Raw genomic sequence first — 12,869 nt, 5'->3', positions numbered from 1 at the left:
TCACCTCTGTTCTTCAAAATAGTTTTTTTCACAAAATCATGCACTAAGCCTGCAGGGGTTTTAATGTCTCCTTTTTTTCACTCAACTTTATCCCTTTTTGGCTTATATTATAATTATATCAACTTAGATGTTTAAAACTATTTTTATTTAAATGCATTATCACTTAATTGAGAATCTTCCACATCGGGTTTTCTTTAAATATATTCTGAAATTAAATTCACAGCAGAAAATATGAGAAATCCAATAAAACAATGGGGAATCGAAAATGACAGATGACAAACGCATGATTTTAATTTATCACCATGACGATAATGACGGATGCTGTGCAGCCGTTATTGCTGGTAATTCCTATGACCGAAATGAATTTGACATAAAATTTGTTGCTATAAATTATGGAAAAGAGTCGTGGAGTGAGGGCGAAATAAAGGCAGCGGAAGAAGTATGGATTGTTGACTTTACCAGCGATAAAATGGATGAATTTGTAAAGGTTTGCGGGCCTAAACTGATATGGATTGATCATCATAAGACCGCTGTAGAGAAATTTCCGGATCTTTGGAATTCAAGCAGTATTCCGGGTATTCGATCTCTTGAAAAGGCAGCCTGTGTACTTACATGGGAATTTACGCATCCTGAACTTACTTCCCCTCCGGCGGCTGTTGCCTATATTGGAGATAAAGACCTGTGGAAGTTTGAATACCCTGAAACCAGGGCTTTCAACGCAGGATTTAATCTGATGGTGAAAACCCCCTATGATGCCGTATGGGATGTGCTTCTTGGTCCGGAATATGAGGATACAGTAAACAATATGATATCTATAGGGAAATTGCTTCTCGAAGCTCAAAACTACAAGCTCCAAAAAGCCTTTGACCGTGGGGTGGATTGTACTTTTCATAACTGGAAAGCCAGGCTTGTAAACACTACCGGAAACATCTCCGAGCTTGGAGAGTTCATCTACAAGAAGCCTGAATATGATATTGCTGTCATGTGGCAGGCTGTAGAGTATATGGTGGTATTCAGCTTGAGATCCGATTCAGGAAATCCCAACTCGCCCGATTGTGCCGAAATCGCTCAACAATATGGCGGAGGAGGACACAGGAATGCTGCTGGATTCCAAAAAAAGAATATGGATTTTCCAGGCCTGCTTTTTACATGAAATTACCCCTGATGGCCTGGAGCATAATCAAGTCCTGGATTCTAACTTTATCGTGGGGCTATCAGGTAAAATAACTCCAATTTGACCTGGAAATCCCACCGACTCTTTTTTTGTGGATTTTGCGTTTCTGTAAAATAGTACTTGAAGTGATCTTTTTTTCACAAATATCTAATTTATTCATACCCGAGCTTTTAGAAAAGTATTTATATTTTAAAACTACCTTATTCAAGAAAATTCGTCAGGATATATAAATAGTAGTGGGATCTATTGACCTGGAGGTTAGTTTACGTTTAAAAATATAATTCAGTTCTATAATGTAAATGGTTTGACTAGAAGTCCTTTTAAGCACAGTCTGACGGTATTACTTAACAATTTTATAAACATGGAGTTTAGTCCTCTATACTGGTTTACCCTTCCAGGTTTTGTTCTCTGTTCAGTAGGGTTATACGTAGGTCTTGATTTATTACAGACTTTCTATCTTGGCGGAAGTCTTACCTTCGGGCCAACGGTTTTGATGGTAATTCTTACCGTTATAGGGACGGGCATGATTTTTACCGGAATTTTGCTTCACTCTATCTCAGGTTTACTGCAGCATATAAGAGAATAAACTGATATCTTGGGTTTACTGCAGCATCTATGGGAATAAACTGATAGCTCCAAAAGATTTACTTAATTAGCTTACCTAAAACCAATTTTGTTCTCAAATCAGTAAAGTTTCATACCTCTTTCATGGCCAGAAACTCAGTTAATTATTGGAACATGGGATTTAGAGAAACAATTTTAAGTTTTGGGATGAGCTCAATATTTTTTCTTAATATTGATTTCTGTTTTCCAGTAGTCTTTCTTAATAGTGTTTTTCTCTATAGCTAATAAGCTATATCAATATTGATCTCTGCGCAAAAGGAATAAGAAAGACAATTGACTGAAAATAAATATAGAACAATTTGGAACTATTGATGAGGATTTTACAATTAAATAGAGAAAAGCAAAATACAATGGTAAAAAAATCAAAAAAAAAGGCGGTTTCATAAAGAAAACCACCTTTAAGCCTTTAACTCTATTATGTCTTTTGCTGTTTTTAGAATTTTAGCTTTGTTTTAACCTTTTCTGAATTCCAACATAGATCAGATCCGGCTTAAATATGTTTTCGGAGTCCGGGATCTCTGTCAGCTTCGGAGTCTCCGATTATATCGGTGAGGTTCCGTCTGCGCTTATTTTCAGTTTTTGCTGGTCTATGCCTACAAGACCTTTGCCAGGTTCATAGGCGCCTGTAAAGAGGAGGTAATTTCCTGGCGTGAGATCAAAGGCTGTCAAGGAAAGGGTATTCTGGTTCTTCTCGCCTATGCTTATCGTACCGTTACCTTCTCCAATAAGCGTCTGGAATCCGTTTGCAAGTTCACTCTTGTTTACGGAGCTTATGCCCAGGGTCCTGAGGTCGACATCGTTAACGGAAACATTGGTTCCATCTATTGTTCCATTGCTGTCAACTTTCATTTCAGCTTTATAGGCTTCTTCATTTATCAGCAGGGCACCGTAGGTAAACTCTCCGGCAGGTGCATTTTTCAGGCTCATCTGAACATCAAGGTTGTCGCCTTCCTTAATATTGTTGGCGACCGTCGTTTTCAGTTCATAGTCAACTACTTCAAAGCAAGTGGCTGAAAGAACTTTCGTTACGTTTTCTTCTTTGTCGCCCGCAAGTGTTATGACGATGCCGTAACTCCCAGGCTCAAGAGAGTTAAATGTAAGGGGTTTAGACAGGTCTCCGCACTTGTCCAGAGTTGCGCATGTTTTAGTGTAGTCAACGCCTTTTAAGATTTCATTCAGGCTCTTGCATTTTGCATCCACAAGAGCTTTTTCCATGGAACTCACATCAAGCCCCTTGACAAGATAAATATTCACTGCTTGTTTCTTAAAGGCTACAGGACCGTTATAGTCCATTTTCACAGTCTGTTTTTCAGTATAAAACGGATGTGTGGAGTATGGATATGTGTATTTCAGTTCCTCGTCTTTGTCCTTATTTATTTTAAATACAATTCCTTCTTTTTCCACACAATTAGTCCCACTGTAAGTAAAGCTAAGAGGCTGTGGAAGCTGGATTTCTTTTCCTCCGGTGAGTTGAATCCATCCGCCATTATCTTGGCTGTCATCATGATCTGCAAAAATGGCGCTATCTCCATTTTTCTCTATAGATGCAATCCAGAGTCCTTTTTCGCAAACAGCGGCTGATACCGAAATAAGTGCGAAAATGCAGATTAGAGCAGCAACGGTTAATTTACATTTTCTGAGATCTATTCCATTTATTCCTATTTTTTTCTTCAATCGTTACACCCCTAAATTAATATTTGTTTTATCCCGGACTTTTGCTATATATTCCTACTTTTGTCTATTATCTACTTCATTAATTATTAAGCTTTCATCCGCGAATTTCTTTTTTAATTAAATTAATTCATATTCATATATTTTGTCTATTAGACATGTCTACTATTAATATGTATTTATAGTTTATCGAAAGTGTCTTCAAAGAATTCTAAAAACAATCGTATTTAAAATCCCTCAGTACATTATTAGGACTTTTTCCTCTTTAAATAAACCACAAATAATATTAATACGGCTAAGATTCCTGCTATCCATATCTTCTGAGATTTCAGGTTCTGGAAACTCTCGGCAAGTATATTTTCTTCACTGGAAATATTTCCATTGTCTATTTCTTCTTTTATTTTCGCAGTTATTTCCCCGACTTCTCCCTCACTTGAGTTCTGTTCCGAGGAGTTTGTTTCTGAAGAGAGGCTTTCTGATGGCTGTAACTCTATTTGCTTTGTAATACCCTCAACGTTTACTTCAAAACCACCTGCTGGTATAGACTTAGTATTATATTCATAGCTGAGACTTCCATCAGAATCTACTTCAATCTCTTGCATGGCTGTTATCTTGAGTTTGACACTAGAACCACTTGCCTTTCCGTCGATCCTGATCTTATATGTTCCTGGAGGGACATTTGACTGGGAAACGGTAGCAGTGCCATCTTTTGCCTCTGCGCTTCTAGTTAACCATAGGAGCAGCTTTGCTCTCACGTTCAAGTCATCTGCCCCTACAGCCTTCACGGTAAAACTGTTGTCAAAACCAGAGGGGATTACTACATCTTCAAGCAGGTACTCATATTCTCCATCCTGAACCTCCACATCTTTTTCGAAGGATACCAGCACTTTCGCGGTATCTCCCTCAAAACCGGTTCCTTTTATCTCCATTGTATCCCCAACAACTGGATTTTGGGGAGTAAGTTCCCAGTTACTTGAAGCAACTGCCCCAGGAGAAATGATCAGGAACAGGAAAACAGGAAGTAAAAACAGGAGCTTCAAACTTTCCATATTCTTTGGATTTTTGATAAATGTAAAAATGGGCTTTACGAACTCTATTTCTTCAGGAAGCAATTTCTTTAACCTCTCCTCTTGATATTTTCTGATTAGAAAGGCTATTGTCCATTGAATAGCTATATTACAGGTCTATTTTTCTTTATATATGGACTTAGTATAAAAATCCTAGACAGATATAGGACAAATAATAAAACTAGTTTATATATTTTTCTTTTTAGTATTTAGTGTTGTTTGCAGCAAAACATATCCAGCATACAGGTTTTTGCATTCAGCTATAAAGAGAAAGGATTATAACCTGCTACATCCCTTCTCTCACTATTTTTTCAAGTTTTTCTGTTATTATCAAGGCGGAATGGAAATTTTCCAGTCTGGTTTTCTGGTTTTACTTTCTTATTTTTTCATTTTCTTCAGCACAGCAAGCCCTATCAGCAGGGTTCCTGCAAATCCTAAAAGGAAAGAGGGAAGTTTTGGAGGGTTTTTTAAGACTTCTGCTAATGAATTTGCCTGAATGTATGGTTTGACATCTTCTAATATGAATGATTTTGGAGTTTCGAGAATGGATTTAATTCTCATAAGCGAAGAAATTTTATTTATTATTGAAGAGTCATTATCTCCGGTAGAATTCTCAGAACTAGATATCAAGACCGACCCGCGTGTACTTCCACTAGATTTTCCCACATTTTCCTGGACCGTATCTCCAGAACTTTCGTTATCTTGTTCTTCACTTGTATTCTGTTCCGAAGAGTTCATTTCCGAAGTCAGGTTTTCTGAAGATTGTAATTCTATCTGTTTTGTAACGTCCCCAACATTTACTTCAAAATCACCTGCCGGTATAGACTTAGTACTATATTCATAGCTGATGCTTCCATCAGAATCTACCTCAACTTCTTGCACGGCGGTTATCTTGAGTTTAACACTAGAGCCACTTGCCTTTCCATCGATCCTGATCTTATATGTTCCTGGAGGAACGTTTGTCTGGATAACGGTAGCAGTGCCATCTTTTGCCTCTGAGCTTTTAGTTAACCATAGGAGCAATTTTGCTCTCACATTCAGATCCTCAACCCCTTCTGCCTGCACAGTAAAGCTGTTGTAGGAGCTGGAGGGGATTATTACATCTTCAAGCAGATACTCGTATTCTCCATCCTGGACCTCCACATCTTTTTCGAAGGATACCAGCGCTTTCGCAGTATCTCCCTCAAAGCCGGTCCCTGTTATCTCAATTGTATCTCCAGAAGCGGGATTTTGGGGGATAATTTCCCAGCTACCTGAGGCAGCTGCTCCGGAAGAACTAATAAGGAATAGGAAAACCGAAAGCAAAAGAAGGAGTCTCAAATTTTCGTTATTTTTCAAATTATGGATAAATGTAAAAACTGGTTTTATTGGATTAATTTCTTCAGGAAGCAATTTTTTGAACCTCTCCTCTTGGTATTTTCTTGACTAGAAAGGCTATTGTCCATTGAATAGTGTATTAAAGGTCCACTTCTTATATCTGGACTAATTATAAAAATTCTAGACAGATATAATAATGAATGATAAAACTGGTTTATATATTTTACTTTTTAGTATTCCACACTGCTTACAATAAAAAATGTGTATCTATATACAGGTTTTTAGGCAGTGCACAATTTTTGCTGTAAAATCACAAATCTAATAAATTACGGGGTAGAAAATTCTATATAAGGGGATCAATTTCTCCATTGTACGCAAAAACTTGACTTCAAATATACAGCAAATTTGAGGCTGTAGGTTTTACATCAAGTATTAAGGAGAAAGAATGTAGATAGCTACAATCCTTTCTCCTTATATTTTTCAAGTTTTTCTGTTTTTATCAAGACTTAATAGAAATTTTCCAGTCTGGTCTTCTGGGTTTAATTTATCGGTTCCACTTCTTTTTCCTCAGTGCTGCAAACCCTATCAACAGGGTTCCTGCAAATCCTAACATGAAGAGGGAAGGTTTGGAGGATTTCGCACGATTTTCTGCTAATGAGTTTGCCTGAATACTTAGCTTGACATCTCTGGATATGAGTGATTTTGGGTTCCGAGAATGGACTTAATTCCCATAAGCTGAGAGGTTCTTAATTTCATCTAAGATATACTTCCGAAGGTATTTTCCGGATATGGATTTCAAGTCCAACCCGTACGAATTTTCGGGGGATATTCTCAGCTTTTTCTGGGTTATACCTGCCAGACCTTCATTATTTTCATAGGCTCCTGCGAGGAGGAGATAGTCTCCTGTGGGAAGTTCCAGGCTTTTTAGGGAAAGGTTACTCTGGTTTTTCTCACCTATGCTTATCGTACCATTATCTTTTCCTATAAGGGTCTGGATCTCGTTCTTAAGTTCATCTTTTTCATTTTCGGATTCATATCCACTCAAATTTGTTTCCAAACTCCTGATAAGGTCAACTCCGTTCACAATAGGCCTTATTTTAGTGGTCATCCAGATTGATTTCGTGCCTTTAGATGCTGTATAGGCCCCATCCTTTATCAGTAAAGTCCAGTAAGTATAATTATCCTTATCAGGTGCATTCTGCAGATCCAGGTTGACTTCTACGTTTTCGCCTTCTTGAATGGTATACGGGACTCTGGCTTCCATTTGATATTTGAGAACTTCAAAATATTTTGCTAAAAGGATCTCTTTTTCGGATCCTGTTTTTTCCGTTTCGTTTCCGGCAAGGGTTATAAGGGTCCAGTAACTTCCGGCCTGAAGAGGGCCCAGTGTCAGAGGAGAAAGGTCTCCGTTCTTGTTCAGGGTCGCAGGTATCCTGGCATAAGCTTCTGTATCATTGTTTAAGACATCCTCAAGCCTAATTGTGCTTTCATTCAGACTTGAAATTTCATTTTCTGGAGAACTCGGGCTGTGTTCCTTGATGAGGTATATATCCACATTCTGTTGTCCTAAAGCTTCAGGTCCGTAGTAGCTTAACTTTATGCTCTCATTTACGGTGTAAAATGAACGAAGGGAATAGGGATATGACAATATGAATATCATATTGTTCCAGCTATTTTTCTCTGTTTTTATCTCAGGTGTTATCGACTCGTTTCCCTGGCTGTCTGTCCAGTTATATGCTTTAACTTCAGATGTATCTCCAGGGCTTTCGTCATCATTTCCTTCAGTTGAATTCTGGTCAGAGTAGTTCATTTCTGAAGGCAGACTTTCGTTATTTTGTTCTTCACTTAAGTTCTGTTCCGAGGAGTTTGTTTCTGAAGGAAGGCTTTCTGATGGCTGTAATTCTATTTGCTTTGTAATGCCCTCAACATTTACTTCAAAATTACCTGCCGGTATAGACTTAGTATTATATTCATAGCTGAGATTTCCATCAGAATCTACCTCTATCTCTTGCATGGCTGTTATCTTGAGTTTGACACTGGAACCATTTGCCTTTCCGTCAATCCTTATTTCATATGTTCCTGGAGGGACATTTGTATGGGAAACGGTAGCAATGCCATCTTTTGCTTCTGCACCTTTAGTTAACCATAGGAGCAGCTTTGCTCTCACATTCAAATCATCTGCTCCTACAGCCTGCACGGTAAAACTGTTGTCAAAACCAGAGGGGATTACTACATCTTCAAGCAGATACTCATATTCTCCATCCTGAACTTCCACATCTTTTTCGAAAGATACCAGTACTTTCGCAGTATCTCCCTCAAAACCAGTTCCTTTTATCTCCATTGTATCCCCAACAACTGGATTTTGAGGAGTAAGTTCCCAGTTGCTTGAGGCAGCTGCTCCGTGAGGAAGAATCAGGAACAGAAAAACAGGAAGCAAAAACAGGAGTCTCAAACTTTCCTTATTCTTTGGATTTTTAATGAATGTAAAAACGGGCTCTATTAACTTAATTTTTTCAGGAAGCAATTTTTTAAACCTCTCCTCTTTGTGTTTTCTTGACTAGAAAGGCTATTGTCCATTGAATAGCTATTATGAATCGATGTATTATGAATCGATGTATCATGAATCGATGCATTGTGAATCGACGTATTATGAATCGATGTATTATGAATCGATGTATTATGAATCGATGTATTATGAATCGATGTATTATGAATCGATGTATTATGAATCGATGTATTATGAATCGATGTATTATGAATCGATGTATTATGAATCGATGTATTATGAATCGATGTATTATGAATCGATGTATTATGAATCGATGTATTATGAATCGATGTATTATGAATCGATGTATTATGAATCGATGTATTATGGATTTACTTCTTACACCTAACTTATTTGTAAAAATTCTAGACAGACATAAGGACAAATAATAAAACTGGTTTATATATTTATTCTTTTTAGTATCTTGTATTGCTGCAGTAAAACCCATCCAGTGTACAGGTTTTTGTATCTAGCTGTAAAGAGAAAGGATTGTAGCCTTCTACACCCTTTCTCTCGATCTTTTTTTCAAGATTTTTGATTTTTTTATAACTGGATGGGAATTTTCCGACCTGTTTCACTGAGTTTAGTTTACAGGTTTCATTTCTTTTTCCTCAGTACTGCAAATCCTATCAGTAGGGTTACTGCAAATCCTAACAGGAAGGAGGGAAGTTTTGGAGGGTTTCTTAAGACTTCTGCTAATGAGTTTGCCTGAATATATGGCTTGATATCTTCGAGTATGAATGATTTTGGATTTTCGAGAATAGACTTAATTCCCATAAGCGGAGAGTCTTTGAATTTCGTCGAAGATTCATCACCGAAGGTATTTTCTGAGCCGGGTTTCAAACCCAATCCTGATAAGTTTTCGGCGGATATCCTCAGATTTCCCTGAGATATGCCTGTCAGGCCCTCATTATTTTCATATGCTCCTGTAAGGAGCAGGTAGTTTCCTGGGGGAAGGTCCAGGCTTTTCAGTGAAAGGTTGTTCTGGTTTTTCTCACCTATGCTTATCGTACCATTATCTTTCCCTATAAGGGTCTGGATCTCGTTCCTAAGTTCATCTTTTTCGTTTTCGGATTCATGTCCACTCAAATTTGTTTCCAAACTCTTGATAAGGTCAACTCCATTCACGATAGGCCTGATTCCGGTGGTCATTCTCCATGTTGGGTTCGTGCCTTCAAATGCTGTATAGGCGCTATCTTTTATCAGTACAACCCAGTAAGTATAATTATTTTCATTAGATGCATTCTTCAGATCCAGGCTGACTTCTAGGTTTTCGCCTTCTTGAAGGGCATACGGAGCTCTGGCTTCCAGTTGATATTGGAGAACTTCAAAATATTTTGCTAAAAGAACTTTATTTTCTGATCCTGTATTTTCCTCTTCGTTTTCTGCAGGAGTTATAAGGATCCAGTAGTGACCGGCCTGAAGAGGGTCCAGCCTCAGTGGAGTAAGGTCTCCCTCTTTGTTCAGGGTCGCAGGTATCTTGACATAAGCTTCTGTATCATTGTTTAAGACATCCTCAAGAATAATTGTGCTCTCATTTATATTATATGAAGTTCCATTTTCTGGAGAACTCGGACTGTATTTCTTGATAAGATATATGTCCACATTCTGATGTCCTAAAGCTTCAGGTCCATTATAGCTTATATTCACATTATCATTTGTAGTATAAAACGAACGAAGGGGATAGGAATATGACAGTATTAATTTAATATTGTTCCAGCTATTTTTCTCTGTTTTTATCTTAGGTGTTTCCGACTCATTTCCCTGACTGTCTGTCCAGTTATATACTTTTATTTCATTTACTTCCTGACTCAGACTATTCGTCCAGTTTTCTTCAGATTTCACTACTTCACTTTCCACACTATTTGTGCCGCTGGAAGTTCCTGTGTCGTTGGAAGTTCCTGTGTCGTTGGAAGTTCCTGTGTCGTTGGAAGTTCCTGTACCATTGGAAGTTTCTGTGCCTTTGGAAGTTTCGTTGGAGGTTTTGGTTTCAGTTTCCACTTCTGAACTTTTCACGCTTTTCGGTTCAGTAACTGTTTTGGTTTTGGTTTCATTTTTCGCGTTGGAATTGTTTTGGACGGCTGTTCCATTTGCTGTTATTATTTTATATTTTAAGTCAGATACATTGCTTTCTGAACTGGTTGTTTTATTTTCATTAACTACTGTTTTATTTGCTGTTATTATTTTGCATTTACAGTTAGATCCATCGCTTTTTGAACTCGTTGAGTCATTTTCTTCGCTGTATTCCTGGCTATCCGTATCGTCACTGTCGGATTCATTTTCTTGAGCGACTGTTTTATTTGCGGTTATTAGTTTATACCCGTTAGATACATTAGTTTCTGAACTTTTTGAGTCATTTTCTTCGCTGTATTCCTGGCTATCCGTATCGTCACTGTCGGATTCATTTTCTTGAGCGACTGTTTTATTTGCGGTTATTAGTTTATACCCGTTAGATACATTAGTTTCTGAACTTTTTGAGTCATTTTCTTTGCTGTTTTCCTGGCTATCTGTATCTTCACTGTCGGATTCATTTTCTTGAGCGACTGTTTTATTTACTGTTATTAGTTTATACCCGCTAGATACATTAGTTTCTGAACTTTTTGAGTCATTTTCTTCGCTGTCTTCCTGGGTTTCTGTACTTGTTCCTGCTTCTGTTTTTGACTTATTATCTTCTACAGTTTCCTGAGTTTCTGTACTTTTGTTTTCTCCTATTTTATACACATTGTAATGTAAAAGAGAGTTAGCTAATTCAGCCCCTTGCTCAGTGTCTTCTACTGTTTCCTGAGTTTCTGTACTTGTTCCACTTCCGGCTTTTGACTTATTGTCTACTACTGTTTCCGGGGTTTCGGCACTTCCTTCTGCCCCTGTTTTTGACTTATTATCTATTACTGTTTCCTGAGTTTCTGTACTTGTTCCGCTTCCGGTTTTTGACTTATTATCTATTACTGTTTCCTGAGTTTCTGTACTTGTTCCGCTTCCGGTTTTTGACTTATTATCTATTACTGTTTCCGGGGTTTCGGTACTTATTCCGCTTCCGGTTTTTGACTTATTATCTATTACTGTTTCCGGGGTTTCGGTACTTGTTCCGGTTCCAGTCTTTGACTTATTGTCTACTACTGTTTCCGGGGTTTCGGTACTTGTTCCGGTTCCGGTTTTTGACTTATTATCTATTACTGTTTCCGGGGTTTCTGTACTTGTTCCAGTTCCGGTTTTTGACTTATTATATACTACTGTTTTCTGGGTTTCGGTACTTGTCCAGCTTCCAGTTTTTGACTTATTATCTACTACTGTTTTCTGGGTTTCTGTACTTGTCCCGCTTCCAGTTTTTGACTTATTGTATACTACTGTTTTCTGGGTTTCTGTACTTGTTCCAGTTCCGGTTTTTGACTTATTATCTATTACTGTTTCCGGGATTTTGGTACTTGTTCCAGTTCCGGTTTTTGACTTATTATATACTACTGTTTCCGGGGTTTCTGTACTGTTTCCTCCTGATTTTTGTTCAAGATTTTCTTCATCTTCTATGCAGTACAGACATTCATCCTCGTTTTCATCTTTTTCTTCACTTTTCGTGCAGGATGAACATTTGCTCCCGGTATCGTTTTTTTCATCACTTTCTATGCAGTAGGAGCACTTATCTCCGGTATTATTATCTTCGCCACTTTCTGTGCAGTCAAAGCAGTCAACTTCGGCATAATTTTCGTCTACTATGCAGTACAAACAGTTATCCTCTGTCTCATTACTTACTCCAGTATCTGACTCATGTACTATTTTGTCCCCTGTCTGACTATTGGTTTTGCTTTCCGCACCTGTAGCTGATATTGAAATTACTGAAAAAATTAGAACTAAAGTAATACAGATTAATCTCCATTTTCTACCAGATGTTTCATTGTAAATTCCTGTTTTTTTCTTCAATAAGTGCACCCCTTAATTATCCTCTTTTCTGCGTAAGTTTAGGTTTTTACATTTCTTTATGCATTTTATATGTGATTTGAAGTTTTATTTTAGCATGATTTGTTATTCTGCAAATTTATCAAGATAAATATCTTTTATTACAAAGATTTTAAGGGAATTTTAATAACATGTTTATATTTTATAATGAACTATATTCTGTAAAGTCTTTTCATTTTTCAAATTTTTTTATCTTTGAATAACCTGTAGTAACAATAATATTATTAGGACTCTTGAGTCTACTTATCTCGACTTTTCATTACTTAAACTCTTCTTTCTTAGTTCAAATTCCCTTAATATATTTTCCTTCTGGATTTGACTTGGATCAAAAAGAAGTTTTACTTCCAGAGCCAGGCTTTCTGCAGATTTCTGCTTGACCGCGGGGTAATGTCTTCAATAATCAAATTTTCGGCTCTTCGTCATTTCCTACGGATAAGACGGTTTTCAGTTCAAGATCGCATTGGTTTAGAACTATAAAGCAGTTGAACTGAAAAATCAACAGCATTGGAATGTTAATTGT

General features: G+C 37.4%; 8 protein-coding genes. 3 read left to right on the top strand and 5 right to left on the bottom strand.

Annotated elements, in window-relative coordinates; translation table 11 throughout:
• The first annotated feature begins 265 nt into the window (after positions 1 to 265).
• The gene (locus MSKOL_RS04655; protein ID WP_048153972.1) at positions 266 to 1,153 is read left to right on the top strand and encodes a hypothetical protein; all 888 of its coding nucleotides are present in this window, start codon (positions 266 to 268) and stop codon (positions 1,151 to 1,153) included.
• A 382-nt stretch (positions 1,154 to 1,535) separates the two neighbouring features.
• On the top strand, positions 1,536 to 1,760 hold the full coding sequence (locus MSKOL_RS04650; protein WP_052725343.1) for a hypothetical protein: 225 nt from the start codon (positions 1,536 to 1,538) through the stop codon (positions 1,758 to 1,760).
• A 578-nt stretch (positions 1,761 to 2,338) separates the two neighbouring features.
• Here MSKOL_RS04650 and MSKOL_RS04645 read toward each other — a convergent pair.
• The 4 genes from MSKOL_RS04645 to MSKOL_RS19090 all read right to left on the bottom strand — a co-directional run bounded on the left by MSKOL_RS04645 (position 2,339) and on the right by MSKOL_RS19090 (position 8,377).
• Entirely contained in the window at positions 2,339 to 3,472 is a 1,134-nt protein-coding gene (locus MSKOL_RS04645) for a TIGR04279 domain-containing protein (protein ID WP_048153970.1), read from the bottom strand.
• 245 nt (positions 3,473 to 3,717) lie between these two features.
• Positions 3,718 to 4,581 (bottom strand): hypothetical protein, encoded by an 864-nt coding sequence (locus MSKOL_RS04640; RefSeq protein WP_052725342.1) that lies wholly within the window; start codon positions 4,579 to 4,581, stop codon positions 3,718 to 3,720.
• A gap of 333 nt (positions 4,582 to 4,914) precedes the next feature.
• On the bottom strand, positions 4,915 to 5,928 hold the full coding sequence (locus MSKOL_RS18660) for a hypothetical protein (protein WP_052725341.1): 1,014 nt from the start codon (positions 5,926 to 5,928) through the stop codon (positions 4,915 to 4,917).
• A 646-nt stretch (positions 5,929 to 6,574) separates the two neighbouring features.
• Positions 6,575 to 8,377 (bottom strand): TIGR04279 domain-containing protein, encoded by a 1,803-nt coding sequence (locus MSKOL_RS19090; RefSeq protein ID WP_082091033.1) that lies wholly within the window; start codon positions 8,375 to 8,377, stop codon positions 6,575 to 6,577.
• 73 nt (positions 8,378 to 8,450) lie between these two features.
• On the opposite strand from MSKOL_RS19090, the gene MSKOL_RS19795 reads away from it, so the two are divergent.
• Entirely contained in the window at positions 8,451 to 8,750 is a 300-nt protein-coding gene (locus MSKOL_RS19795; RefSeq protein ID WP_231592443.1) for a hypothetical protein, read from the top strand.
• Positions 8,751 to 8,998: 248 nt separating this feature from the next.
• Here the strand turns inward: MSKOL_RS19795 and MSKOL_RS18655 are convergent, their stop codons facing one another.
• Positions 8,999 to 12,313 (bottom strand): TIGR04279 domain-containing protein, encoded by a 3,315-nt coding sequence (locus MSKOL_RS18655; RefSeq protein ID WP_052725340.1) that lies wholly within the window; start codon positions 12,311 to 12,313, stop codon positions 8,999 to 9,001.
• Positions 12,314 to 12,869: the final 556 nt, after the last annotated feature.

This window comes from Methanosarcina sp. Kolksee, from assembly GCF_000969945.1.
Taxonomy (GTDB): Archaea; Halobacteriota; Methanosarcinia; order Methanosarcinales; family Methanosarcinaceae; genus Methanosarcina; species Methanosarcina vacuolata.
Note: the sequence above shows the minus strand (reverse complement) of the source record. Positions and strands in the feature narration are given on the sequence as shown.